The 26,512-nt window shown below is 59.7% G+C and carries 22 protein-coding genes; 14 read left to right on the forward strand and 8 right to left on the reverse strand.

The window, feature by feature from the left end:
- The first annotated feature begins 96 nt into the window (after positions 1-96).
- Positions 97-846, forward strand: a complete 750-nt coding sequence (locus tag BK658_RS12785) for a FadR/GntR family transcriptional regulator (RefSeq protein WP_185019818.1) — start codon at positions 97-99, stop codon at positions 844-846.
- A gap of 140 nt (positions 847-986) precedes the next feature.
- Here BK658_RS12785 and BK658_RS12790 read toward each other — a convergent pair whose 3' ends face one another.
- Together BK658_RS12790 and BK658_RS12795 are read right to left on the reverse strand one after the other, a co-directional pair.
- The gene (locus tag BK658_RS12790) at positions 987-1,178 is read right to left on the reverse strand and encodes a hypothetical protein (protein WP_123582601.1); all 192 of its coding nucleotides are present in this window, start codon (positions 1,176-1,178) and stop codon (positions 987-989) included.
- A gap of 14 nt (positions 1,179-1,192) precedes the next feature.
- Positions 1,193-2,812 carry a phospholipase gene (locus BK658_RS12795; RefSeq protein WP_123582602.1) on the reverse strand — a complete coding sequence of 540 codons (1,620 nt, stop codon included), beginning with the start codon at positions 2,810-2,812 and terminating at the stop codon, positions 1,193-1,195.
- 236 nt (positions 2,813-3,048) lie between these two features.
- On the opposite strand from BK658_RS12795, the gene kdgD reads away from it, so the two are divergent.
- The 5 genes from kdgD to BK658_RS12820 all read left to right on the forward strand — a co-directional run bounded on the left by kdgD (position 3,049) and on the right by BK658_RS12820 (position 9,631).
- Positions 3,049-3,960: a 5-dehydro-4-deoxyglucarate dehydratase gene (gene kdgD, locus BK658_RS12800; protein WP_123582603.1), complete on the forward strand. Its 912-nt coding sequence runs from the start codon at positions 3,049-3,051 to the stop codon at positions 3,958-3,960.
- Positions 3,961-4,034: 74 nt separating this feature from the next.
- Positions 4,035-5,480 carry an aldehyde dehydrogenase family protein gene (locus BK658_RS12805; protein ID WP_123582604.1) on the forward strand — a complete coding sequence of 482 codons (1,446 nt, stop codon included), beginning with the start codon at positions 4,035-4,037 and terminating at the stop codon, positions 5,478-5,480.
- 103 nt (positions 5,481-5,583) lie between these two features.
- Positions 5,584-6,945, forward strand: coding sequence for an MFS transporter (locus BK658_RS12810; protein ID WP_123582605.1), 1,362 nt, complete (start codon positions 5,584-5,586; stop codon positions 6,943-6,945).
- A gap of 11 nt (positions 6,946-6,956) precedes the next feature.
- On the forward strand, positions 6,957-8,510 hold the full coding sequence (gene garD, locus BK658_RS12815) for a galactarate dehydratase (protein WP_123582606.1): 1,554 nt from the start codon (positions 6,957-6,959) through the stop codon (positions 8,508-8,510).
- Between the two features lie 179 nt (positions 8,511-8,689).
- Positions 8,690-9,631 carry an AEC family transporter gene (locus tag BK658_RS12820; RefSeq protein WP_123582607.1) on the forward strand — a complete coding sequence of 314 codons (942 nt, stop codon included), beginning with the start codon at positions 8,690-8,692 and terminating at the stop codon, positions 9,629-9,631.
- A 138-nt stretch (positions 9,632-9,769) separates the two neighbouring features.
- On the opposite strand, the gene BK658_RS12825 is transcribed toward BK658_RS12820, so the two are convergent.
- The 6 genes from BK658_RS12825 to gatC form a co-directional block, all read right to left on the reverse strand.
- Positions 9,770-10,162, reverse strand: a complete 393-nt coding sequence (locus BK658_RS12825) for a carboxymuconolactone decarboxylase family protein (RefSeq protein WP_123582608.1) — start codon at positions 10,160-10,162, stop codon at positions 9,770-9,772.
- Positions 10,159-11,229: a calcium/sodium antiporter gene (locus BK658_RS12830; protein ID WP_123582609.1), complete on the reverse strand. Its 1,071-nt coding sequence runs from the start codon at positions 11,227-11,229 to the stop codon at positions 10,159-10,161. Before BK658_RS12830 ends, BK658_RS12825 begins: the two co-directional genes overlap by 4 nt.
- Before the next feature lie 50 nt (positions 11,230-11,279).
- A complete protein-coding gene (locus BK658_RS12835; protein WP_123582610.1) occupies positions 11,280-11,654 on the reverse strand; it encodes a septal ring lytic transglycosylase RlpA family protein in 375 nt (124 codons plus the stop codon).
- A gap of 147 nt (positions 11,655-11,801) precedes the next feature.
- Complete coding sequence (gatB, locus tag BK658_RS12840; RefSeq protein WP_123582611.1) at positions 11,802-13,247, reverse strand: Asp-tRNA(Asn)/Glu-tRNA(Gln) amidotransferase subunit GatB; 1,446 nt, start codon at positions 13,245-13,247, stop codon at positions 11,802-11,804.
- A 10-nt stretch (positions 13,248-13,257) separates the two neighbouring features.
- Complete coding sequence (gatA, locus tag BK658_RS12845; protein ID WP_123582612.1) at positions 13,258-14,709, reverse strand: Asp-tRNA(Asn)/Glu-tRNA(Gln) amidotransferase subunit GatA; 1,452 nt, start codon at positions 14,707-14,709, stop codon at positions 13,258-13,260.
- Between the two features lie 16 nt (positions 14,710-14,725).
- A complete protein-coding gene (gene gatC / locus BK658_RS12850; protein ID WP_019691880.1) occupies positions 14,726-15,013 on the reverse strand; it encodes an Asp-tRNA(Asn)/Glu-tRNA(Gln) amidotransferase subunit GatC in 288 nt (95 codons plus the stop codon).
- Between the two features lie 210 nt (positions 15,014-15,223).
- On the opposite strand from gatC, the gene mreB reads away from it, so the two are divergent.
- The 8 genes from mreB (at position 15,224) to tldD (ending at position 26,430) form a co-directional block, all read left to right on the forward strand.
- On the forward strand, positions 15,224-16,261 hold the full coding sequence (mreB, locus tag BK658_RS12855) for a rod shape-determining protein MreB (protein WP_002555108.1): 1,038 nt from the start codon (positions 15,224-15,226) through the stop codon (positions 16,259-16,261).
- A 143-nt stretch (positions 16,262-16,404) separates the two neighbouring features.
- The gene (gene mreC, locus BK658_RS12860) at positions 16,405-17,529 is read left to right on the forward strand and encodes a rod shape-determining protein MreC (protein ID WP_259740080.1); all 1,125 of its coding nucleotides are present in this window, start codon (positions 16,405-16,407) and stop codon (positions 17,527-17,529) included.
- On the forward strand, positions 17,529-18,011 hold the full coding sequence (mreD, locus tag BK658_RS12865; protein ID WP_019691882.1) for a rod shape-determining protein MreD: 483 nt from the start codon (positions 17,529-17,531) through the stop codon (positions 18,009-18,011). Before mreC ends, mreD begins: the two co-directional genes overlap by 1 nt.
- Before the next feature lie 47 nt (positions 18,012-18,058).
- Positions 18,059-18,676 carry a Maf family protein gene (locus tag BK658_RS12870; RefSeq protein ID WP_123582614.1) on the forward strand — a complete coding sequence of 206 codons (618 nt, stop codon included), beginning with the start codon at positions 18,059-18,061 and terminating at the stop codon, positions 18,674-18,676.
- A 45-nt stretch (positions 18,677-18,721) separates the two neighbouring features.
- Entirely contained in the window at positions 18,722-20,179 is a 1,458-nt protein-coding gene (rng, locus tag BK658_RS12875; protein ID WP_123582615.1) for a ribonuclease G, read from the forward strand.
- A gap of 69 nt (positions 20,180-20,248) precedes the next feature.
- Positions 20,249-24,052 carry a YhdP family protein gene (locus BK658_RS12880; RefSeq protein WP_123582616.1) on the forward strand — a complete coding sequence of 1,268 codons (3,804 nt, stop codon included), beginning with the start codon at positions 20,249-20,251 and terminating at the stop codon, positions 24,050-24,052.
- A 69-nt stretch (positions 24,053-24,121) separates the two neighbouring features.
- Positions 24,122-24,982 carry a carbon-nitrogen hydrolase family protein gene (locus BK658_RS12885; RefSeq protein ID WP_123582617.1) on the forward strand — a complete coding sequence of 287 codons (861 nt, stop codon included), beginning with the start codon at positions 24,122-24,124 and terminating at the stop codon, positions 24,980-24,982.
- 5 nt (positions 24,983-24,987) lie between these two features.
- Positions 24,988-26,430 carry a metalloprotease TldD gene (gene tldD / locus BK658_RS12890; protein ID WP_123582618.1) on the forward strand — a complete coding sequence of 481 codons (1,443 nt, stop codon included), beginning with the start codon at positions 24,988-24,990 and terminating at the stop codon, positions 26,428-26,430.
- Positions 26,431-26,512 lie beyond the last annotated feature (82 nt).

The following is a 26,512-nucleotide window of genomic DNA, read 5'->3' on the forward strand; positions in this document are numbered from 1 at the left end:
GCTCCCACAAGGGGGATGGTGTTCTCAGACAGTGATCGTACAACTGCGCTGCGCTATGATGCGTTCTCAACCGTTTGCCTGAGACTGATGTTCACCATGGAAAACCCGATCGACGCCCCTCGTCTTCCCCGCAAGCGCCGCAGCCTCGCGCAGGAACTGGTCACGGTGCTGTCCGAGCAGATTCGCGACGGCCTGCTCAAGCGTGGCGACAAGTTGCCCACTGAGTCGGCGATCATGGAAGCCCATGGCGTCAGCCGCACCGTGGTGCGTGAAGCGATATCGCGTTTGCAGGCGGCGGGGCAGGTTGAAACCCGTCATGGCATCGGCACGTTTGTGCTCGACACGCCGAGCCCAAGCGGCTTTCGCATTGATCCGGCGACCGTGGTGACCTTGCGTGATGTGCTGGCGATTCTGGAATTGCGCATCAGTCTGGAAGTGGAATCCGCAGGCTTGGCAGCGCAACGCCGCACCCCTGAACAGTTGGCCTTGATGCGCGCGGCACTGGATGCCTTGAACGAAAGCGCAGCCCACGCCGGCGATGCGGTGGCATCGGACTTCCAGTTCCATTTGCAGATTGCCCTCGCCACTGGCAACCGCTACTTCACTGACATCATGACCCACCTGGGCACCAGCATCATTCCGCGTACCCGGCTCAATTCTGCGCGGCTGGCCCACGATGACCAGCAGCACTACATGAATCGTCTGGCGCGTGAACACGAAGAAATCTACGACGCCATCGCCCGCCAGGATTCGGACGCCGCCCGCGCGGCCATGCGCCTACACCTGACCAACAGCCGCGAACGGTTGCGCCACGCCCATGAAGAGGCAGAGGCGCAGCGCGGCTAGGCTTTTGAGTCGGGTGATGATTGTTCCCATGCTCCCGCGTGGGAATACCTCTTGTGACGCTCTGCGTCACGCTTCTGGGACGCGGAGCGTCCCGGGCTGCATTCCCACGCAGAGCGTGGGAACGATCAATGGCTGAAAAATCAGCCGGTTTTTATGATCGAACGATCCACCCTCACCGCCAGTTTCCCGGCTCCGGGTTTGGCGTTAAACGCTACGTTCCCTTTGTCATCCACAACTGCCCGAGCCACCGGCACACCATTGGCCAGCAGTTCCAGCGGTGCGCCGTTGAGGGATTGGCCCGAGGCCAGTTCGAGTGTCAGGTTGATAGTCATCAGTGATTTCCTTATCAGGCGTTACGGTCAATGAAGATAGTGGCTTGGGCGTCGATCGAGCCGATCAGCTCCGGCGAGCCGCCACGGAACTGACGGAAGATGTTCCGTGGGGCGCCGTTGCCCGGCACGTTCAGCGTCGGCTGGAAGCGTTCGCTCAACTCTGTGTAATTCGACCAGGGGCCGATGTAGGACTCATTCAAACCATTGAAGTAGCTGAAGGCGTAACGCACGGTGTTGCCGGGCAACCAGTTGGGTTCGCCAGGCGTTTGGCTCTGCCAGCCGTCAGCCTGGATCGTCGGTGCAACGGCAGGGGATTCCAGGTAACCGGCCGGTTTGTTCGGCGCGTAGTCCTTGAGTAGCAGATAGGTACTCCAGCCCCACCAGTTGTCGATCCGGTTGCTGTCGTTGAGGTTGTTGACGTCGCTGCGGCGCAGCACCTTGTTGCCGTCCAGAACAAATAACCCGGAGAAGTTACCCACCGGTTTTTTCACGGTATTGAGGTCAGGCAGATACTTCAGCGCAGCGTAACTGGAAGGCGCGGGCAGTGAACCGCTGAGGAAGGTCTCGAAGACTTCGTCGGCCGAGCGCTGGACCGCGAGTTTGACCTGTTTGCGGTTGGCGCTGTCGACCGAGTCGAAGTAGCGTTTGTCACCGTAGGCATGCCACTGATCACCGTTGGCGTTGTTCACGTTGAGGCCGTATTTGCTGTCTTCGTCGTGCATGAATCGGGTAATCAGCGAACCCAGGTCACTCGGCGTCACCACCGCCGCCAGTTGTTTGCGCGGGATCCGCAGGTGGCCGGCAGAGAATAGGTCGGTCAGGTAGTGGTCGGCAAAAGCGTTCATCGCATAGGCCAGTTCCAACTGCTTGTCATCGCCACTGTTACGCGCCAGAACGGCCTGTTGCAGGGCGGCGGTGTGCCCGGCGATGTATGCCAGCAATGCCCATTCGCCGAAATGGTCGGCGTTGTTCGCCGCTAGTTTCAGATAGCGCCCCAAGGGGAACAGTGCCGAGACGAAACTGCCGCCGCCGGTGATCTTGTTCCACTCTTCGGACAACGTATCACCGAGAGCGTCATAGGCTTCGTGGGGTTGTTTGCCATCCTTGATCGCCTGATTGGCGGCAGCGATTTCCTTCTGCATCACGCCGAGAATCAATCCGGCTTCTGCTCGCGACGCTGGCAATACGGCCAGCGAGTTGAATGCAGCAGTAAAACGCTGAATGCGATCAACCGGGGTCGCGCCATCGCAGATTGGCTGGTCGGGAATGCCGTAGAAATCACCGCCTAGCGAAACGATTTGGCCGTAGCTCAGTGCCAGGCCATTGGGCAGGTGCAATGGCACTTGCCAGGCCGCAATTGCCGGCGCGTCTTTGACGAAGCGCAGCAGGGTGGCATCGCCGATGGCGGTGTGTTCGCCACCTTCAAAGCGCGGTGCAGGCTCGGTTTTCAGCGATTTTCCAGCCAGACCAGGTGGGTGATGTTTGGGCCTGTGTTGACTGCGAGTCAGCAGTATCAGGTGATCGCCATCAGCGGAAATGGCAATGCCACGTTCGCTGAACAGCTGATCTAGATCGGCAATGATCCGGTCGTCGTGATTGAGGTTTTCCTGCGATTGGGTGTGTAGACCTGACATTTCTAGCTCCTTGATATGTCGTAGGTTGTGCTTCGAATAGCTGTATGTACATACAGTTATTGCCGAGCATAGCTGCAAACTCTCCTACGTCAAGGAAGTGCTTTTTCTTACCCGGATTTTCCATCTGGCGATGAAATGCAGTTGACGGTTGTATTTTAAGTTGTACGATGACTTACAACTTCGGCGAGAGCTGAACGGGTTTTCTCATCACAACGTGCGTCCAGGGTGTTCGAACAATGAATCCACAAGAACTGAAGTCCATCCTCTCCTCCGGTTTGCTGTCTTTCCCGGTTACCGATTTCAATGCTCAGGGCGATTTCCATCGCGCGGGCTATATCAAACGTCTTGAATGGCTGGCCCCATACGGCGCTTCGGCCTTGTTCGCCGCAGGCGGCACCGGTGAGTTCTTTTCCCTGGCGGCCAGCGAATATTCTGAAGTGATCAAGACGGCTGTAGACACCTGCGCCAGCAGCGTGCCGATTCTGGCCGGTGTCGGTGGTTCTACCCGTCAGGCCATCGAATACGCTCAAGAAGCCGAGCGCCTGGGTGCCAAAGGCTTGCTGTTGCTGCCGCACTACTTGACTGAAGCCAGTCAGGACGGCGTTGCCGCCCACGTTGAAGCCGTATGCAAATCGGTGAAGATTGGTGTGATCGTCTACAACCGTAACGTCTGCCGCCTGACCGCACCGCTGCTGGAACGCCTGGCTGAACGCTGCCCGAACCTGATCGGCTACAAGGATGGCCTGGGCGATATCGAGTTGATGGTGTCGATCCGCCGCCGCCTCGGTGATCGCTTCAGCTACCTGGGAGGCCTGCCGACTGCCGAAGTCTACGCCGCGGCGTATAAGGCGCTGGGCGTTCCGGTCTATTCCTCGGCGGTGTTCAACTTCCTGCCGAAAATGGCGATGGATTTCTACCACGCCATCGCACGTGACGATCACGCTACCGTTGGCAAACTGATCGATGACTTCTTTCTGCCTTATCTGGACATCCGTAACCGCAAGTCGGGTTACGCGGTGAGCATCGTCAAGGCGGGCGCGAAAATCGCCGGCTACGATGCAGGTCCCGTACGTACCCCGCTGACTGACCTGACGCCAGAAGAGTTCGAAATGCTCGCGGCGTTGATGGACAAGCAAGGTGCGCAATAACCCGCTGAATCAACCAGGGCCGCTGAGCAATCAGCGGCTTTTTGCGTAAGAACTTCTGTTAAGGGGAAAGCGCTGTGGCAGACGTAAAACGATTCGACAACTTCATTGGCGGCCAATGGGTCGCAGGTGCCGAGTACTCGACCAATATCAACCCGTCCGAGTTGTCCGATGTCATCGGCGAATACGCCAAGGCTGACCTGGCCCAGGTGAACGCCGCCATCGACGCCGCTCGTGCGGCATTTCCGGCCTGGTCGACCTCAGGCATTCAGGCACGCAGCGATGCGCTGGATAAAGTCGGCAGCGAAATCCTCGCTCGTCGCGAAGAGCTCGGCACCTTGCTGGCGCGGGAAGAGGGCAAGACCCTGCCAGAGGCCATCGGCGAGGTGTCTCGTGCCGGCAACATCTTCAAATTTTTCGCGGGTGAGTGCCTGCGCCTGTCTGGCGATTACCTGCCGTCGGTGCGTCCTGGCGTCAACGTTGAAGTCACTCGCGAAGCCCTTGGCGTGGTCGGTTTGATCACCCCGTGGAACTTCCCGATTGCGATCCCGGCATGGAAGATCGCCCCGGCGTTGGCCTACGGCAACTGCGTGGTGCTCAAGCCGGCGGAACTGGTGCCCGGTTGCGCCTGGGCGCTGGCTGAAATCATTGCCCGTGCCGGTTTTCCGGCCGGGGTGTTCAACCTGGTGATGGGCAGCGGTCGAGTGATCGGCGATGCCATGGTCAACAGCCCGAAAGTCGACGGCATCAGCTTCACCGGTTCGGTCGGCGTGGGCCGGCAGATCGCGGTTAGCTGCGTATCGCGTCAGGCCAAGGTTCAGTTGGAAATGGGCGGCAAGAACCCGCAGATCATTCTCGACGACGCCGATCTCAAGCAAGCCGTCGAGCTGTCGGTACAGAGTGCATTTTATTCCACTGGCCAGCGTTGCACGGCCTCGAGCCGCCTGATCGTCACCGCCGGGATTCACGACAAATTCGTCGAGGCCATGGCTGAGCGGATGAAGTCGATCAAGGTCGGGCATGCCTTGAAGAGCAGCACCGACATCGGCCCGGTGGTTTCCCAGGCACAACTGGAACAGGACTTGAAGTACATCGATATCGGCCAGTCCGAAGGTGCACGACTGGTCAGCGGCGGTGGTTTGGTGACTTGCGACACCGAAGGCTATTACCTCGCGCCAACGCTGTTTGCCGACAGTGAGGCTGCCATGCGTATCAGCCGCGAAGAGATCTTCGGTCCGGTGGCGAACATTGTCCGGGTGGCCGATTACGACGCGGCGCTGGCGATGGCCAATGACACCGAATTCGGTTTGTCGGCAGGTATCGCGACCACGTCGTTGAAGTATGCCAACCACTTCAAACGCCACTCCCAGGCCGGGATGGTAATGGTCAATCTGCCGACTGCCGGTGTGGATTACCACGTGCCCTTTGGTGGCCGAAAAGGTTCATCCTATGGATCGCGGGAGCAAGGTCGCTACGCGCAGGAGTTCTACACCGTGGTGAAGACTTCCTATGTAGGTTCGTAACACGCAACACCGCCCTCTGTGGGAGCGAGCTTGCTCGCTCCCACAGAAAGCAAAAAACAAAACGATTACCCGCAAAAAAAATAATTAGTGGGAGTACATCTACATGCAAGCGACCAAGCCGACCCACGTCCGCTATTTAATCCTGCTCATGCTGTTTCTGGTGACCACGATCAACTACGCCGACCGTGCCACCATCGCCATTGCAGGCTCCAGCCTGCAAAAAGACCTTGGCATCGACGCCGTCACCCTCGGCTATATTTTCTCCGCATTCGGTTGGGCCTACGTGGCCGGTCAGATCCCTGGCGGCTGGCTGCTCGACCGCTTCGGTTCGAAAAAAGTCTATGCCCTGAGCATCTTCACCTGGTCGCTGTTCACTGTGCTGCAAGGCTATGTCGGTGAGTTCGGTGTCTCCACTGCCATCGTCGCGCTGTTCATGTTGCGCTTTTTGGTGGGTCTGGCCGAAGCGCCATCCTTTCCCGGAAACGCACGCATTGTTGCGGCCTGGTTTCCAACCGCCGAACGCGGCACCGCCTCGGCGATCTTCAACTCGGCGCAATACTTCGCCACGGTGATCTTTGCGCCGCTGATGGGCTGGATCGTTTACACCTTCGGCTGGCAGCACGTGTTTATGGTGATGGGCGGAATCGGCATCGTGTTCTCGCTGATCTGGCTGAAGGTTATCCACAGCCCGCGCCAGCATCCGATGATCAATGACGCCGAGTTCAAGCACATCGCCGACAACGGTGGCCTGGTCGACATGGATCAAGACCAGGGCAAACGCAGCGACGGGCCGAAGTGGGATTACGTTCGCCAACTGCTGAGCAACCGCATGATGCTTGGCGTGTACCTGGGCCAGTACTGCATCAACGGCATCACCTATTTCTTCCTGACCTGGTTCCCGGTGTACCTGGTGCAGGAACGCGGCATGACCATTCTCAAGGCCGGTTTCATTGCCTCGCTGCCGGCAATCTGCGGGTTTATCGGTGGAGTGCTGGGCGGACTCATTTCCGACTATCTGCTGCGCAAGGGCCATTCGCTGACTTTCGCCCGCAAGGCGCCGATCATCGGTGGGTTGTTACTGTCGACCAGTATCGTGGCCTGCAACTACGTGGACATTGAATGGATCGTCGTGGGTTTCATGGCCCTGGCCTTCTTCGGTAAAGGCGTGGGCGCATTGGGTTGGGCGGTGGTTTCCGACACGTCGCCAAAACAGATCGCGGGCTTGAGTGGCGGCCTGTTCAACATGTTCGGCAACATCGCTTCGATCACTACACCGATCGTGATTGGCTACATCATCAGTACCACCGGGTCGTTCAAATGGGCGCTGGTGTTTGTCGGCTGCAATGCACTGGTCGCAGTGTTCAGTTACCTGGTGATCGTCGGACCGATCAAACGCGTGGTGCTCAAAGAGCCACCCGCCAATGGCTCCGAACTGACTAACAAATTGTCTCAAGCGCATTCCTGAGGAGCGGCGTCATGCAGTTGATTGAACATTCCGACTCGCCACGCTACATCCGGCTGCACGAGCGCGACAACGTGGTGATCGTGGTCAATGACCAGGGTGTACCGGCCGGCACTGAATTCCCGGACGGCTTGGTGACGTTGGAGTTCGTGCCGCAGAGCCACAAGGTGACGCTGGAGGATATCCCTGAAGGCGGCCAGGTGATCCGTTACGGCCAGACCATCGGCTACGCCTTGCAACCGATCCCGCGTGGCAGCTGGGTCAAGGAAGATCAGCTGCGCATGCCCACCGCACCGCCGCTGGACAGCCTGCCGCTGTCCACCGAGGTGCCGGCCGCACAAGCGCCGCTGGATGGCTTCACCTTCGAGGGTTATCGCAACGCCGACGGCACCGTCGGCACGCGCAACATTCTCGGGATCACGACCACGGTGCAATGCGTTACCGGGGTGCTCGACCATGCGGTCAAGCGCATCAAGGACGAGTTGCTGCCCAAGTACCCGCACGTCGATGACGTGATCGCGTTGACCCACAGTTACGGCTGCGGCGTGGCCATTACTGCCACCGACGCCTACATCCCGATCCGCACCGTGCGCAATCTGGCGCGTAACCCGAACCTGGGAGGCGAAGCGCTGGTCATCAGTCTGGGCTGCGAAAAATTGCAGGCCGGGCAGGTGATGCATGAGAACGACAGTTCGGTGGACCTCAGCGAGCCGTGGTTGTATCGCTTGCAGGATTCCAGTCACGGTTTCAGCGAGATGATCGAGCAGATCATGGCGTTGGCTGAAATCCGTTTGAAGAAACTCGATCAGCGCCGCCGCGAAACCGTGCCGGCATCCGAGTTGATCCTCGGCATGCAGTGCGGTGGCAGTGATGCGTTTTCCGGGATCACCGCCAACCCGGCCTTGGGTTTTGCCTCGGACTTGCTGCTACGGGCCGGGGCGACGGTGATGTTTTCCGAAGTCACTGAAGTGCGTGATGCGATCTATCTGCTGACGTCGCGGGCACAAACTAAGGAAGTCGCACAGGAGCTGGTGCGCGAAATGGACTGGTACGACCGTTATCTGGCCAAGGGCGAAGCGGATCGCAGCGCCAACACCACGCCGGGCAACAAGAAGGGCGGGTTGTCGAACATTGTCGAGAAATCCCTGGGCTCGATCGTCAAGTCCGGCAACAGCGCGATCAACGGCGTGCTCGGCCCGGGAGAACGCTTCAAGCGCAAAGGGCTGATTTTCTGCGCAACGCCGGCCAGTGATTTTGTCTGCGGCACCTTGCAACTGGCGGCCGGGATGAACCTGCACGTGTTCACCACCGGGCGCGGCACGCCTTATGGCCTGGCGATGGCGCCGGTGGTCAAGGTCTCGACCCGAACCGAGCTGGCGCAACGTTGGCCGGATCTGATCGACATTGATGCGGGGCGGATTGCCACGGGGCGTGCATCCATCGAGGAATTGGGCTGGGAGTTATTCCACTTCTATCTGGACGTGGCCAGCGGCAGGAAGCACACCTGGGCGGAGCGGCACAAGCTGCATAACGACATTACCTTGTTCAACCCGGCACCCATTACGTAATGATCGTTCCCACGCTCTGCGTGGGAATGCAGCCCGGGACGCTCTGCGTCCCAAAAGCGTGACGCGGAGCGTCGCAAGAGGCATTCCCACGCAGAGCATGGGAACGATCGGGTACGGAGTTGGTGGGAAAGTGGCTTATCATTAGCCCCCTAACGACGCCCCCTCAAGGTTCACCCGGCATGCTGGCAATCTTTCTCGAAACGCTGACCATTACCGCGCCAGTCTTTGCCATGCTGTTTTTGGGTGTTCTGCTCAAGCGCATCAACTGGATCAACGACGACTTCATTCACACCGCCTCGGCACTGGTGTTCAACGTCACCATGCCGGCGTTGCTGTTTCTCGGGATTGTGCACGCCGACCTGCACGCGGCCTTGAAGCCGGCGCTGCTGATCTATTTCGCCCTGGCAACCCTGGCGTCGTTTGCCATTGCCTGGGGCTGGGCGATCTGGCGTTGCCCGCGAGAGGATCGCGGGATCTATACCCAAGGCGCGTTTCGCGGCAATAACGGGGTCATCGGCCTGGCGCTGGCGGCGAGCATGTACGGCGACTACGGGATTTCCCTCGGGGCGATTCTCGCCGCGCTGGTGATCCTGTTTTACAACACGCTGTCGACCATCGTGCTGGCGGTGTACAGCCCGGTGATCAAGTCCGATCCATGGAGCATTTGCAAAAGCGTGCTCAGCAATCCGCTGATCATCAGTGTGATATCTGCTGCACCGTTCGCTTATTTCAAGATCGGCCTGCCCGGTTGGCTGGAGACGTCCGGCAACTACCTGGCGCAGATGACCTTGCCGTTGGCGTTGATCTGCATTGGCGGCACGTTGTCACTGGCGGCGTTGCGCAAGAGCGGTGACCTGGCGTTGAGTTCAAGTCTGGTGAAGATGATCGGCTTGCCGATTCTGGCCACGCTCGGGGCCTGGCTCTGGGGTTTTCGCGGGGCGGAGTTGGGGATTTTGTTTCTGTACTTCGGCAGCCCGACGGCCGCCGCCAGTTTTGTCATGGCCCGGGCGGCCAATGGCAACCATGAACTGGCGGCGGCGATCATCGTCATCACCACGCTGATGGCGGCGGTCACCACCAACCTCGGGATCTTTGTGTTGCAGTGGGGCGGGTGGATCTAATTCTGAGTTTTGTTGGTGTTATTCAGGGCCAATCGCGAGCAGGCTCGCTCCCACAGTGGATTTTGGTGTACACAGATCAAATGTGGGAGCGAGCCTGCTCGCGATAGCAATTTTGCAGGCACCCGAGATGTCGACTTCTTACTCAGGCTTCTGGTAGCTGTCGATCACTTCCTGCGCCGCCCGAAACGCTTCCATCGCCGCTGGTACGCCGGCGTAGACCGCACAGTGCATCAGCGTTTCGCGGATCTCGTCGACCGTGCAGCCGTTGTTCAGCGCGCCGCGCACGTGGCCTTTGAGTTCTTGCGGGCACTTGAGCGAGGTCAGGGCCGCGAGGGTGATCAGGCTGCGGGTCTTCAATTCCAGACCACCGCGGTTCCATACTGCACCCCAGGCGTGTTCGTTGACGAACTCCTGAAACGGTCGGGTCAGCTCGGTGGCATTGCCCATGGAGCGGTCGACGAAGGCGTCGCCCATGACCTGGCGACGTACTTCAATGCCGGTCGGTTTGCTGGCGTCGGGTTTGTCGGTCATGGCGATTCCCTCTTGTGGTGTTGGCGGCGCCAGGCGCGCAGTGACGTAAACAGCAAAAACGCCACCAGCGCCGGCAAGACGAAAAACAGCATCAGGTGTTCAAGCTTGCCGGCCAGTGGCATGCCCGTGGTAAACGACACGACATGCAGCCCATACGCCAGGTACAAGGCCAGAAACAGCAGGCCTTCGGCGCGGGTGATTCGATAGCCTGAATAGAACATCGGTAAACACAGTACGCTGACTGCCAGCAGCACCGGCAAATCGAAATCCAGTGCGTTGGGTGATACCGACAGCGGCGTCGGCGCGATCAATGCGGTGATGCCCAGCACGCCCAGCAGGTTGAACAGATTGCTGCCGATCACGTTGCCCACGGCGATGTCGCGCTGACCACGCAAGGCGGCGATCAGCGAGGTGGCCAGTTCCGGCAGCGACGTGCTGACGGCAATGATGGTCAAACCGATGATGCGTTCTGACAGGCCGAGGTCGGTCGCCACCTCGACCGCCGCGCTGAGCAGTAGATGCCCGGCAAACACCAGCAACGCCAGCCCCGTAAGCATCAGCAACAGGCTGCTCAACCACGGTGCGCCGGATGTGTTGTCGCCGTCCGCCGGAGTGGTGTGCGGGCGTACCGAGTGTCGTGACTGATGCAGCAACAACCCGAGGTAAAGCACCAGCGCGGCTAACAGAATCGTGCCGTCGAGCGGTGTCAGTCGTTCATTCCAGGCGAGAGCGAACACCAGCAGGCTGGCGCCGATCATCACCGGGATATCCAGGCGCACCAATTGCCGGGAGACCCGCAACGGGATGATCAGCGCCGAGAGTCCGAGGGTGACCAGGATGTTGAAGATGTTGCTGCCAATCACGCTACCGACGGCGATGTCGGTGTTTTGCATCAGGGTCGCTTGCAGGCTGACCGCCATTTGCGGCGCGCTGCTGCCGAGGGCTACGACGGTCAGGCCGATAATCAGTGGCCGCACCTTCAAGCGAGCGGCCAGGCGCACGGCGGCGCGGACCAGCAATTCGGCGCCGGCAATCAGCAGAACCAGGCCACCGAACAGTTGAAGCACGCTGAGCAGTGGTAAATCGGCAAGTCCGAAAATAATCGGTGCTCCGTCTGTCAGTCGTCGAGGGATTGCACGCGAACCCGCGCGGTGCCACTGCCCAGCATGCCCAACCGCTGGGCCGCTTCGCGAGACAGATCGATCAGGCGCCCGCGGGTGTGCGGTCCGCGATCGTTGATACGCACGACACAGGATTTATCGTTATTGAGGTTAGTGACCTTCACCCGGGTACCAAATGGCAACTGGCGATGGGCAGCGGTCAGGGAATTGGGGTTGAATCGCTCGCCACTGGCGGTGCGTTTACCCTGGTGTTTGGCGCCGTAGTACGAGGCCACGCCGGTCTTGTCGTAGCCGCGTGGATCGATGACATCCGTGCTGGCGCAACCGGCCAGCAGAGAGAGCAGGGCGCAGGCGCCAAGTAGACGTTTCATTGAAAGAGCTCCCAAGTGATCGTTCCCACGCTCCCGCGTGGGAACGCATCCCGTGACGCTCCGCGTCACATTGCGATGGACGCGGAGCGTCCGGGGCGGCATTCCCACGCAGAGCGTGGGAACGATCCTCGGGCGCAAGACCACGGTTCAGCCTTCGAGCTTGCTTTTCAGCAGTTCGTTGACCTGTTGCGGGTTGGCTTTGCCTTTGGAGGCTTTCATCGCCTGGCCGACGAAGAAGCCGAACATCTTGCCGCGTTTGGCTTCGTCTGCCGCGCGGTACTGTTCAACCTGTTCGGCGTTGGCTGCGAGCATTTCATCAAGTACGGCCGAGATTGCACCGCTGTCGGTGACCTGCTTCAAGCCGCGCTTGTCGATGATCTCGTCTGCGCTGCCTTCGCCGTTGGCCATGGCTTCGAACACGGTCTTGGCGATTTTGCCGGAGATGGTGTTGTCCTTGATGCGCAACAGCATGCCGCCCAACTGTTCGGCCGAGACCGGTGCTTCGTCGATTTCCAGGCCTTGCTTGTTCAGCAGGCTGCCCAGCTCGACCATGACCCAGTTGGCCGCCAGTTTGGCGTCACCGGCGATACTCACGACTTTTTCGAAGTAGTCCGCTTGCTCGCGGCTCGACGCCAATACGCTGGCATCGTAGACCGACAGGCCGAACTGCTCCTGGAAGCGCTCGCGTTTTTGCGGTGGCAGTTCCGGCAGGGTGGCGCGGATGTCATCGAGGAACGAGTCTTCGATGACCACTGGCAACAGGTCTGGATCGGGGAAGTAACGGTAGTCGTTAGCTTCCTCTTTGCTGCGCATGGCGCGGGTTTCGTCTTTGTTCGGGTCGTACAGGCGAGTCTGCTGGATCACCTTGCCGCCGTCTTCGATCAGTTCGATCTGACGACGCACTTCGGTGTTGATCGCTTTCTCGATGAAACGGAACGAGTTGACGTTCTTGATCTCGCAACGGGTGCCGAACTCAACCTGGCCTTTTGGACGAATCGATACGTTGCAGTCGCAACGCAGCGAGCCTTCGGCCATGTTGCCGTCGCAGATGCCGAGGTAGCGCACCAATGCATGGATCGACTTGACGTAGGCCACGGCTTCCTTGGCGCTGCGCATGTCCGGCTCGGAAACGATTTCCAGCAGCGGCGTGCCGGCCCGGTTCAGGTCGATGCCAGTGGCGCCGTTGAATTCTTCGTGCAGGCTTTTACCGGCGTCTTCTTCCAGGTGGGCGCGGGTGATACCGACGCGTTTGACCGTGCCGTCTTCCAGCGGGATGTCCAGGTGGCCCTTGCCGACGATCGGCAATTCCATCTGGCTGATCTGGTAGCCCTTCGGCAGGTCCGGGTAGAAGTAGTTTTTGCGGGCGAACACGTTGTGCTGGCCGATTTCAGCGTCAATCGCCAGGCCGAACATCACCGCCATGCGCACCGCTTCCTGGTTCAGTACTGGCAGTACGCCGGGCATGCCCAGGTCTACCAGGCTGGCCTGGGTGTTCGGTTCTGCGCCAAACGTGGTGGCGCTACCGGAGAAAATCTTCGATTGGGTGGCGAGCTGGGTATGAATCTCCAGCCCGATCACGACTTCCCATTGCATGTGTTTCTCCTCAGAAGCCTGTCGGGGTGCGGGTGTGCCAGTCAGTGTTGAGCTGATACTGGTGGGCGACGTTCAACAGACGGCCTTCCTGGAAATACGGGGCGAGCAACTGCACGCCGACCGGCAGACCATCGACGAAACCGGCTGGCATCGACAAGCCCGGCAGGCCCGCGAGGTTGGCGGTGATGGTGTAGACGTCTTCCAGGTACGCAGCGACCGGGTCGCTGTTCTTGGCGCCGAGTTTCCAGGCCGGGTTCGGCGTGGTTGGGCCGAGGATGATGTCGACCTCATTGAAGGCTGCCATGAAGTCATTCTTGATCAGGCGACGGATCTTTTGCGCCTTCAGGTAGTAGGCGTCGTAGTAACCGGCCGACAGCGCGTAGGCGCCGACCATGATCCGGCGTTGTACTTCCGGGCCGAAACCTTCGCCGCGCGAACGCTTGTACAGGTCGGTCAGGTCTTTCGGGTTTTCGCAGCGATAGCCGAAACGCACGCCGTCGAAACGCGACAGGTTCGACGAGGCTTCTGCCGGAGCGATCACGTAGTACGCGGGAATCGCGTGCTGCATGTTCGGCAGGCTGATTTCTTTGACCACCGCGCCGAGCTTTTTCAGCTCCTTGACGCTGTTGTGGATCAGTTCGGCAATGCGCGGGTCGAGCCCGGCGCTGAAGTATTCCTTCGGTACGCCAATGCGCAGACCTTGCAGCGAGCCGTTGAGGCTGGCGCTGTAATCCGGCACGGGTTCGTCGATGCTGGTGGAGTCTTTCGGGTCGAAACCGGCCATGCCTTGCAGCAGGATCGCGCAGTCTTCAGCGGTGCGCGCCAACGGGCCGCCCTGATCGAGACTGGAGGCATAAGCGATCATGCCCCAGCGCGAAACACGACCGTACGTCGGTTTCAGACCGGTGAGGTTGGTCAGTGCTGCCGGCTGTCGGATCGAGCCACCGGTGTCGGTGCCGGTCGCAGCAGGTAACAGACGAGCGGCAACGGCCGCTGCTGAACCGCCGGACGAGCCGCCAGGCACGTATTCCAGGTTCCACGGGTTTTTCACCGCGCCGTAGTAGCTCGATTCGTTGGCCGAACCCATGGCGAACTCGTCCATGTTGGTCTTGCCCAGGGTCACGGCCCCGGCAGCGGCCAGCTTGGCGACTACGGTGGCGTCATACGGCGCCTTGAAATTGTCGAGCATCTTCGAGCCGCAGCTGGTGCGGATGCCCAAGGTGCAGAACAGGTCTTTGTGAGCGATCGGCGCACCGAGCAGGGCGCCGCTCTCACCGTTGGCCCGGCGTACGTCCGCGGCCTTGGCCTGCGAGAGTGCGAGGTCTTCGGTGAGGCTGATGAAACTGTTGAGCTGAGGGTCGAGCTGGGCGATACGCGCCAGCAGCACTTTGGTCAGCTCTTCGGAAGAAAACTTTTTGTCGGCGAGTCCGCGGGCGATCTCGGCCAGAGTCAATTGATGCATTGCAGGCTCTTTCCCTTTAGTCGATGACTTTCGGAACCAGATACAGGCCGTTTTCGACCGCTGGTGCGATGGACTGATAGGCCTCGCGGTGATTAGACTCGGTCACGACGTCTGCACGCAGGCGCTGACTGGCTTCCAGCGGGTGGGCCAGAGGCTCGATACCGTCGGTATTGACAGCCTGCATTTCGTCGACCAGCCCGAGAATGCTGTTCAGGGCCGAAGTGATGTGTGGAAGATCGGCATCATTAAGGCCAAGGCTGGCCAGATGAGCGATTTTTTCCACGTCGGAGCGTTCAAGCGCCATGGGATTCTCCAGTGGAAAACAGAACGGACGCTGTCCGTGTGTTAGATTGTCGGAACACTACCGCATTTCTACGGTCATAAGGCCGCGATTGTGGGGGTTGGTGCAAAGAAAAGCGGTCAATTTAACATATTGGCGCCTTGCCCAAAATCCCTGTCGTTGTTAGAGTTTGCCGCACTTTTTTACCCACGCGTTGCCTAGGGTCCCTTTCCCATGTTCAAGAAACTGCGTGGCATGTTTTCCAGCGATCTTTCCATTGACCTGGGCACTGCCAACACCCTTATTTACGTGCGCGAGCGCGGTATCGTCCTGAATGAACCATCGGTTGTGGCCATTCGGACCCACGGTAATCAGAAAAGTGTCGTTGCTGTCGGCACCGAGGCCAAGCGCATGCTCGGCCGTACACCGGGCAACATTGCTGCCATTCGTCCGATGAAGGACGGCGTTATTGCCGACTTCAGCGTCTGCGAAAAGATGCTGCAGTATTTTATCAACAAGGTTCACGAAAACAGCTTTTTGCAGCCTAGCCCTCGTGTGCTGATCTGCGTTCCATGCAAATCCACTCAGGTCGAGCGTCGTGCCATCCGTGAATCGGCCCTGGGTGCCGGTGCTCGTGAAGTGTTCCTGATCGAAGAGCCAATGGCTGCTGCGATCGGTGCCGGCCTGCCGGTTGAAGAAGCGCGCGGTTCGATGGTCGTCGATATCGGTGGCGGTACCACTGAAATCGCACTGATCTCCCTGAACGGTGTGGTTTACGCCGAATCCGTACGGGTTGGCGGCGACCGCTTCGACGAAGCGATCATCACTTACGTGCGTCGCAACTACGGCAGCCTGATCGGCGAGTCCACCGCCGAGCGCATCAAACAGGAAATCGGTACTGCCTACCCGGGCGGTGAAGTTCGCGAAGTCGATGTTCGCGGCCGTAACCTGGCTGAAGGCGTTCCACGTGCATTCACCCTGAACTCCAATGAAGTGCTGGAAGCTCTGCAAGAGTCCCTGGCAACCATCGTTCAGGCCGTGAAAAGCGCACTGGAGCAATCGCCGCCGGAACTGGCGTCGGATATCGCCGAGCGTGGCCTGGTACTGACCGGTGGTGGCGCCTTGCTGCGTGACCTCGACAAGTTGCTGGCCCAGGAAACCGGTCTGCCGGTGATCGTCGCCGAAGACCCGCTGACCTGCGTTGCTCGCGGCGGTGGCCGTGCATTGGAAATGATGGATAAACACACCATGGACCTGCTCTCCAGCGAATAATTTCGCCGGATGCTTCTATGCTGTTTCGCGCGCAGGCAGCACTTTGCAGTGCTGCCTGTTGGCGTTTATCTTCTGTCAGTCTGCATCCAGGCCGGTTTGATAGCGTATGAATAAAGAGAACATTTGCCTGGGAGGAGCGGCTTATTAAACCGCTTTTCGCCAAAGGCCCCTCAATGGGCGTGCGCTTTCTGGTGCTGGCCGTGCTATCGGTCGCGCTGATGGTGGTCGATGCCCGCTTTGAAGTGCTCAAGCCTGCGCGCAGTCAGATGTCGCTGGTCTTGATGGACGCCTATTGGATCACCGACCTGCCGGAGCGGTTGTGGCAGGGAGTGAGCAGTCAATTTGGCAGCCGTACCGAACTGGTCGCCGAAAACGAAAAACTCAAGACTGAAAACCTGCTGCTGCAGGGGCGCATGCAAAAGCTTGCGGCCTTGACCGAGCAGAACGTTCGGCTGCGCGAGTTGCTCAACTCGTCCGCACTGGTCAACGAGAAGGTCGAAGTGGCCGAGTTGATCGGCGTCGATCCCAACCCCTTCACCCATCGCATCATCATCAACAAAGGTGAGCGCGACGGCGTGGTACTCGGCCAGCCGGTGCTCGATGCCCGTGGTCTGATGGGGCAGGTGGTCGAGCTGATGCCTTATACCTCGCGGGTATTGTTGCTAACTGACACCACCCACAGCATTCCCGTGCAAGTGAACCGTAACGGTTTGCGGGCGATTGCCAGCGGCACCGGCAACCCGGAACGTCTGGAGTTGCGTCACGTTGCAGACACGGCTGACATTAAAGAAGGCGACTTGCTGGTGAGTTCCGGTCTCGGCCAGCGCTTCCCGGCCGGTTACCCGGTGGCGACCGTCAAGGAAGTGATCCACGACTCTGGCCAACCGTTCGCCATCGTGCGTGCAGTGCCGACCGCAGCGCTCAATCGCAGTCGTTACATGTTGCTGGTGTTCAGCGATAGCCGCACCCCGGAAGAGCGCGCCAATGAAGCCGCTCAGGCCCAGGATGCGGAGCAGCACCCCGGTGGTGCGGCAATCGTGCCAGCCACCGTGCCAAAACCTGCCGCCACAGTTGCCCCGGCACCAGCCGCCACGGCAGTTGCGCCAGCAACCGCAGCACCCGCGGCGGCCAAGCCTGCGAGCAAACCTTCGACCCCGGCCAAGCCTGCTGCGCATTCCGCAGCGGTCAAGCCAGCAGCGGTCGTCAAGCCGGCGGCGGCCAAACCGCCTGCCGCGGCGCCTGAAGCCACCACTCAGGGTAGAGAATAATGGCCAGTACCCGCTCTCGTAATGGCTGGATGATCTGGCTGACGTTTGTCATCGGCTTGTTGCTCAGTATCGTACCGTTCCCGCACGTCGAGATTTTACGTCCGATGTTCCTCGCGCTACCGTTGGCGTATTGGGCATTGGAGGTGCCGCAGAAAGTCGGGATGCTCACGGCCTGGTGTCTGGGCATGGCGCAAGACGTACTGTTCGGTACCTTGCTGGGACACAACGCGCTGATTCTGACCCTGATCACCTTTTTGATCATGACGCTGCGACCACGCTTGCGGATGTTTCCGATGTGGCAGCAAAGCCTGGTGATCCTGGTGATTCTGGGGCTCGCACAACTGCTGCAATTGTGGCTCAGCGCCTTGACCGGTAACCGTCAGACACTGGCCGTGCTTTTGCCTGCGTTGATCAGCGCCTTGCTCTGGCCTTGGGTCAGCTTCGGATTGCGTGGGTTGAGCCGCCGCTACAAAATCAATTAATTAATTCGGTCAGGCATTAGCCCGCACCTCGACAGGGAGATGTCTTGATGAATCCGCTATACCTCGCCTCAGGCTCGCCGCGTCGGCGTGAACTGCTCACGCAGATCGGCGTGCCGTTCACCGCCGTCAGCGCGGACATCGATGAAACCCCTCTGACTAACGAGTCCCCAGCGGCCTATGTCGAGCGTCTGGCGCGCGCCAAGGCCGAGGCCGGTCGCGCGCTGCTGGTGCTCAACAAACCGGGTGCACCCATTTGTGTGTTGGGTGCCGATACGGCCGTGGTGCTCGATGGGCAGATTCTTGGTAAACCGCTCGACGAAGCGCAAGGGCTGAACATGTTGATGAGCCTGTCGGGACGTGAACATGAAGTGCTGACCGCCATCGCCGTGCTTGATGGCCAATATTGCGAATCACGCGTGGTGCGCAGCCTGGTGCGTTTTCGCTTCATCAGTCATAAAGAGGCAGCGGCCTACTGGGCCAGCGGCGAGCCACGGGACAAGGCTGGCGGCTACGGAATTCAGGGGCTTGGCGCGGTGTTTGTCGCGGCACTCAACGGCAGTTACTCCGCCGTGGTTGGCCTGCCGCTGTGCGAAACCGCGGAACTGCTCGGCCATTTCGGCATACCCTGTTGGCAAAACCATATCGCGCGCCAAGCGCCGTACTGACTTGATGCGGCCATAATCGTGAATATGCCTGAACGAGACCTTGCCATGAGTGAAGAGATTCTGATCAACATCACGCCGATGGAATCGCGCGTGGCGGTGGTCGAAAACGGTGTTCTGCAAGAGGTTCATGTCGAGCGCACCCAGCGTCGCGGGATTGTCGGCAACATTTATAAAGGCAAGGTCGTTCGCGTTCTGCCAGGCATGCAGGCGGCATTCGTCGATATCGGTCTGGACCGGGCAGCCTTTATCCACGCCTCGGAAATCTCCCTGCGTGAAGGCCCGGCGGTGGAAAGCATCAGCGCACTGGTGCATGAAGGCCAGAGCCTGGTGGTGCAGGTCACCAAGGATCCGATCGGCTCCAAGGGCGCGCGCCTGACGACCCAGCTGTCGATTCCCTCGCGCTATCTGGTGTACATGCCGCGCACGGCTCACGTCGGTATTTCGCTGAAGATAGAGGATGAAGCCGAGCGCGAACGCCTCAAGCAAGTGGTCACCGATTGTGTCGCGAAGGAAGGCATCAAGGAGGCCGGTGGTTTTATTCTGCGCACCGCGGCTGAAGGCGCCGGTGCCGATGAGATCCTGATGGACATTCGCTACCTGCGCCGCCTCTGGGATCAGATTGGCACGCAGATCAAGACTGTCAGCGCGCCGAATGTCATCTACGAAGACCTCGGCCTGGCCCTGCGTACCTTGCGCGATCTGGTCAGCCCGAAGATCGAGAAAATCCGTATCGACTCGCGGGAAACCTTCCAGAAAACCACGCAGTTCGTTGCCGAGCTGATGCCGGAAATCGCCGACCGCCTGGAGCACTACCCGGGCGAGCGACCGATTTTCGATCTGTATGGTGTAGAAGATGAAATTCAAAAGGCCCTGGAGCGCAAAGTGCCGCTCAAGTCCGGCGGCTATCTGGTGGTCGATCCGGCAGAAGCCATGAGCACCATCGATGTGAACACCGGCGCTTTCGTCGGGCACCGCAATCTTGAAGAAACCATCTTCAAAACCAATCTGGAAGCAGCCACTGCGATAGCCCGGCAACTGCGTCTGCGCAATCTGGGTGGGATCATCATCATCGACTTCATCGACATGGAAGATGAGGAACATCAGCGCCAGGTGTTGCGTACGCTTGAGAAACAACTGGAGCGCGATCACGCCAAGACCAACATCATCGGGATCACCGAGTTGGGCCTGGTGCAGATGACGCGCAAGCGCACGCGCGAAAGTCTCGAGCAAGTGCTCTGCGAACCGTGCAGCAGTTGCCAGGGCCGTGGCAAGCTCAAGACCCCGGAAACCGTGTGTTATGAAATTTTCCGGGAGATCCTGCGTGAAGCTCGCGCCTATCAGGCTGAAGGCTATCGTGTACTGGCTAACCAGAAAGTGGTTGACCGGTTGCTTGACGAAGAGTCGGGTAATGTCGCGGAACTTGAAGGTTTTATCGGGCGAACCATTCGTTTTCAGGTAGAAACCATGTACTCCCAGGAACAATACGACGTGGTGCTGCTCTGATCCGCTGTGTTTCATTACTAACGGCCGGCCTCAGCTTGCTGCACGATTTCGCCATGGGAGCCAACTGACATGGACCGTCTGATCCGCATTTTGACCACATTGACCCGCTGGGGGCTGGGGCTTTGTGCGTTATTGCTGGTGCTGGCGGCGCTGTACAGCAGTCTCGGTCGCGAGCTGATTCCGCTGGTGGCCGAGTACCGTGCGGATGTCGAAGCCAAGGCTCGTGAAGTGCTGGGCATGCCGTTGCACATTGGCCGCCTGGAAGGCCGCTGGAGTGGCATGGCGCCGATTTTGCTGGCGCATGACGTGGTGGTCGGTGACGGTGCCAATGCCTTGCACCTGGATCAGGTACGGGTGGTGCCGAATGTCTGGGCCAGCTTACTGGCGCGCACGGTGCGGATCGAACACCTGGAACTCAACGGTCTGAAGGTCAGCCTCAAGGAAGACCCGAAGGGGCAATGGGCGCTCGAAGGCCTGCCGGTGCAGCAGAATCAGCCGCTGGACCCCGAGCAGCTGCTCAACCGAATGCAGATGGTGGCGCAGCTTTCAGTGCTCAACAGCCAGATCACCTTGCTGCCGATCGACCACGTGCCGCTGACCTTGACCTATGTCGGCCTGAATCTTAAAACCGGTATCAGCCAGCAGCGCCTCGACGCCCGGTTGACCTTGCCTGACGGCCAGCCGCTGGCCATGAGCCTGAGCAGCCGGACTCAAGCCAGTCAGTGGAAAGAGGCTGAAATAGATGCCTATCTGAGCTTGCCGCAAAGTGACTGGTCTAAATGGTTGCCCGAGAGTCTGACCGGGAAATGGAATTTTTCCGAGATCAAGGCCGGTGGCGAGCTCTGGATTAATTGGAGCAAGGGGGCCCTGCAGCGTGCTGCGATTCGTCTCAATGCACCGCAACTCAACGGTGCCTACGCTGAGCGCAAGCCGATCCAGATCAGCAATCTGGCGCTCAATGGGTATTTCCAGCGTAATACCGAAGGTTTTCAGGTGTCTTTCGATTCCCTGGCCATGACCTTGGAGGGCATCCGCTGGGAAACCCGTGTACAACTTCAGCAGACCGCGACCACTGAAACGACCCCCGAGCTCTGGCACCTGCAAGCCGATCGCGTTGACCTTACACCGATCACTCCGTTACTGAATGCACTGGGGCCACTGCCCAAAGACTTTGCCACCGTGGTCGAACGGTTGAAGGTCACCGGTGCGTTGCGCAACGTGCTGATCGACGTCCGGCCCGAGGCGACCGATGACAGCAAATTCAGTTTTGCCGCCAATCTGGAGCGTGTCGGGTTTGATGCTTATCACGGCGCTCCGGCGGCACGTAACGTTTCCGGGAGCATCAGCGGTGACCTCGGCCAGGGTGAGCTGCGCATGGACAGCAAGGATTTTTCCCTGCACCTGGACCCGATCTTTGCCAAGCCATGGCAATACATCCAGGCGAATGCACGGCTGACCTGGAAACTCGATCAGCAAGGTTTCACCCTGATTGCACCGTACCTGAAGGTACTGGGCGAAGAGGGCAAGATTGCCGGCGACTTCCTGATTCGCCTGCATTTCGATCACACCCAGGAAGACTATATGGACCTGCGGGTCGGTCTGCTGGAAGGGGATGGACGCTACACCGCCAAGTACCTGCCCAAGGTCTTGAGCCCAGCTCTCGACGAATGGCTGCGCACGGCGATTCTCAAAGGCGCAGTGGATGAGGGTTTCTTCCAGTATCAGGGTTCGCTGAACCACGATGCCATCGCCGCGGCGCGCAGCATCAGCCTGTTCTTCAAGGTGCATGACGCCGAGCTGGCCTTCCAGCCGGGGTGGCCGCATGTCGGCAAGGTCAGTGGCGATGTGTTCATCGAGGACAGCGGTGTGCGCATTCTGGCCAGCAAGGGCCAGTTGCTCGACACCCAGGTTCGCGATATCTACGTCAACATTCCCCATGCGCCTGCTGGACAGAACCCTCACCTGTTCCTCGATGGCACTTTCGCTGGTGGTCTGGGTGATGGCCTGAAGATTCTTCAGGACGCACCGATCGGTACCGGTCCGACTTTTGCCGGTTGGCAGGGCGAGGGTGAATTGCAGGGCAGTCTGAAACTGGATGTCCCCTTGGCCAAGGGCGAAGAACCGAAGATTGTGGTCGACTTCAAAACCGCCAAGTCGCGTCTGAAGTTGAGTGATCCCGTGCTTGAGCTGACGCAACTCAAAGGTGATTTCCGTTTTGACAGTGCCAAGGGGCTCAGTGGCCAGAACATTACGGCACAGGCCTTTGAACGACCGATCAGTGCACAGATCTATGCCGATGGCAGCCCTGGCAAGTTCAACACCCGGGTCACTGCCAGCGGCCAGGTGGCGGTGAAAAAACTCACCGATTGGCTGAACGTCACTCAGCCGTTGCCGGTTTCGGGGACGATCCCTTATCAGTTGCAGCTCAACCTCGACGGCCCCGACAGCCGATTGATGGTCAGTTCCAGCCTCAAGGGCGTAGCCGTCGACTTGCCGGCACCGTTCGGCATGTCCGCCGCGCAAGGCCGCGACACAGTGTTTCGCATGACCCTGCAAGGGCCAGAGCGGCGCTACTGGCTCGACTATGGTGATCTGGCGGACTTCACTTACGCGGCGCCCAGCGGCAATTTTGCCGATGGCCGTGGCGAGTTGTTCCTGGGTAACGGCAACGCACTGTTACCGGGCGATAAAGGCCTGCGCATACGGGGCGTGCTGTCGGAGCTGGATGTCGAACCATGGAAAGCCCTGATTGATCGGTATGCCGGGCAGGATCCGGGCGGTAACGCCAAGCAATTGCTCAGTGGTGCAGACTTCAAGGTCGACAAGCTAACGGGGTTTGGTACCACGCTGGATCAGGCTCGCCTGCAACTAAATCGCAAGCCGACAGCCTGGGCATTGCAACTCGATAGTCAGCAGGCCAAAGGTACTGTAGGGATTCCCGACGCCAAGTCCGCGCCGGTTGCGATCAACCTGCAATACGTGCGGTTGCCGGCGCCTGATCCGAAAGTGCAGGCTGACGAGAATGCACCGGACCCGCTGGCGTCGGTCGACCCAACGAAAATTCCTGCGCTGGATATCAGTATTGACCAGTTGTTTCAGGGCCCGGACCTGGTAGGTGCCTGGTCGCTGAAGGTCCGCCCGATCGTCAAGGGCATTGCCTTCAACAGCATGAATCTGGGCCTCAAAGGCATGCAGCTGCAGGGCGCAGGTGGCTGGGAAGGCGTGCCGGGATCCACCAGCAGTTGGTACAAGGGACGCATTGAGGGCAAGAACCTCGGTGACGTGCTCAAGGGCTGGGGGTTCGCACCGACAGTGACCAGCGAAGAGTTCCATATGGACATCGACGGCCGTTGGCCTGGCTCGCCGGCCTGGGTCGGACCCAAGCGTTACTCCGGTAGCCTGGATGCGACGCTACGCAAAGGTCAGTTCGTCGAAGTTGAAGGTGGGGCGCAGGCGTTGCGGGTGTTTGGCCTGCTCAACTTCAATTCGATCGGCCGTCGCTTGCGCCTGGACTTCTCCGACCTGTTCGGCAAAGGCCTGAGTTACGACCGGGTCAAGGGCCTATTGGTGGCCAGCAATGGCGTGTACGTCACTCGTGAGCCGATCATCATGACTGGCCCGTCGAGCAACCTGGAACTCAACGGTACGCTGGACCTGGTGGGTGACAGGGTCGATGCTAATCTGTTGGTGACCTTGCCATTGACCAACAACCTGCCGATTGCCGCGCTGATCGTCGGTGCGCCAGCGGTAGGCGGTGCACTGTTTCTGATCGACAAACTGATCGGTGACCGCGTGGCGCGCTTTGCCAGCGTCAAATACACCATCAAAGGTCCGTGGAAAGAGCCGAAAATCGCTTACGACAAACCTTTTTGACGTCTTTTATGAAAAGCCACGGTTCGTCCTATGGAGTAGCATGGCCGCATACCTGATACGGAGTGCGCCATGTCTCTTGCGGTGATTCAAATGGTCAGCCAGAGCGATGTGCCGGCCAACCTGATCCAGGCTCGGCATCTGCTCGAGCAAGCGGCAGCGGGCGGTGCGCGACTGGCGGTGTTGCCGGAAAACTTTGCGGCCATGGGCCGTCGCGACATCGCCGACATCGGTCGAGCCGAAGCCTTGGGCGAAGGCCCGATCCTGCCCTGGTTGAAACAGACCGCTCGCGACCTCAAGTTATGGATAGTGGCCGGCACCTTGCCGTTACCGCCGGTGGATCAACCGCTGGCGAAGTCCAATGCCTGCTCGTTACTGATCGATGAGCACGGCGACACGGTGGCGCGCTACGACAAGCTGCATTTGTTCGATGTCGATGTGGCGGATAATCGCGGACGCTACCGTGAATCCGATGACTATGCTCATGGCAGTAAGGTGGTCGTTGCCGATACGCCGGTCGGTAGGGTTGGCCTGTCGGTTTGCTACGACTTGCGCTTTGCGGAGCTGTACAGCGAATTGCGCGCCGCCGGGGCAGAACTGATTACTGCACCGTCAGCGTTTACGGCGGTGACGGGCGCGGCCCATTGGGAAGTATTGATTCGCGCGCGTGCCATCGAAACCCAGTGTTATGTGTTGGCGGCTGCCCAGGGTGGAACTCATCCGGGGCCGCGTGAAACCTTTGGCCACGCAGCGATTGTTGACCCGTGGGGGCGTGTGCTGGCGGAACAGGATCAAGGCGAGGCCGTGCTGCTGGCCGAACGCGATAGCAGCGAACAGGCGTCCATCCGGGCGCGGATGCCGGTGTCCAGTCACCGGCGCTTTTTCTCGCAGGGCGCGCAGCGACCTGCCTCAGAACGTGGAATTAAGGCGTAAAACCTATGAGCGAGTTGTTGTCCTCAGTCAGTGAACATCTGCTTGCGCCGGGCGGCGTGACGATCGAGAACCTGCAAAGTGTGCTGGGTGACCTGGCCGGCCCGGGCATCGATGCGGCCGACCTGTATTTCCAGGGACAGATCTCCGAGTCCTGGGCGCTCGAAGACGGTATCGTCAAGGAAGGCAGCTTCAACCTCGATCAGGGTGTCGGCGTGCGTGCGCAATCGGGTGAAAAAACCGGTTTTGCCTACAGCAATGCGATCACCCTGGAAGCCCTGGGGCTGGCGGCCCGTGCTGCACGTTCTATCTCTCGTGCCGGGCAAAACGGTACGGTGCAGGCGTTCAGTACCCAGGACGTTGCCCGTTTGTACGGGCCCGACAACCCACTGGAAGTGATGACTCGCGCCGAGAAAGTCGAGCTGCTCAAGCGTATCGACGTGGCTACTCGCGCGCTCGATCCGCGTATCCAGCAAGTCACCGTGAGCATGGCTGGCGTTTGGGAGCGGATTCTGGTGGCCTCCACCGACGGCGGTCTGGCGGCGGATGTGCGACCGCTGGTGCGCTTCAATGTCAGCGTGATCGTCGAGCAGAACGGTCGCCGCGAACGCGGTGGTCATGGCGGCGGCGGGCGTACCGACTACCGCTATTTCCTCGCTGAAGACCGTGCCATGGGCTACGCCCGTGAGGCATTGCGTCAGGCACTGGTGAACCTCGAAGCCATTCCGGCGCCGGCGGGCACCTTGCCGGTGGTTCTGGGTTCGGGCTGGTCCGGCGTGTTGCTGCACGAAGCGGTCGGTCATGGTCTGGAAGGCGACTTCAACCGCAAAGGCAGTTCGGCCTACAGCGGCCGCATGGGTGAAATGGTTGCGTCCAAACTCTGCACCATCGTCGATGACGGCACACTGGCCGGTCGCCGTGGATCACTGAGTGTCGACGACGAAGGCACCCCGACCGAGTGCACCACACTGATCGAAAACGGCGTGCTCAAGGGCTATATGCAGGACAAGCTCAACGCTCGCCTGATGGGCTTGGCGCGCACTGGCAACGGTCGCCGCGAGTCTTACGCACACCTGCCGATGCCACGCATGACCAACACGTACATGCTCGGCGGCGAAAGCGATCCGGCAGAAATCATTGCTTCGGTGAAGAAGGGTATCTACTGCGCCAACCTGGGCGGTGGTCAGGTCGACATCACCAGCGGCAAGTTCGTGTTCTCTACCAGCGAAGCGTACCTGATCGAGGACGGCAAGATTACCGCGCCGGTCAAAGGCGCAACGTTGATCGGGAACGGTCCGGAAGCCATGAGTCGGGTGTCGATGGTCGGTAACGATCTGGCGCTGGACAGCGGGGTAGGGACGTGCGGCAAGGATGGTCAGTCGGTGCCGGTGGGTGTCGGCCAGCCAACCTTGAAAATCGATGCGATCACCGTGGGTGGCACGGGCGCATAAAAATGCGTAGGAGCTGCCGAAGGCTGCGATCTTTGCTTTTAATAGATCAAAAGATCGCAGCCTACGGCAGCTCCTACAGGGG

It is taken from the genome of Pseudomonas brassicacearum (assembly GCF_003732175.1).
GTDB lineage: Bacteria > Pseudomonadota > Gammaproteobacteria > Pseudomonadales > Pseudomonadaceae > Aquipseudomonas > Aquipseudomonas brassicacearum_G.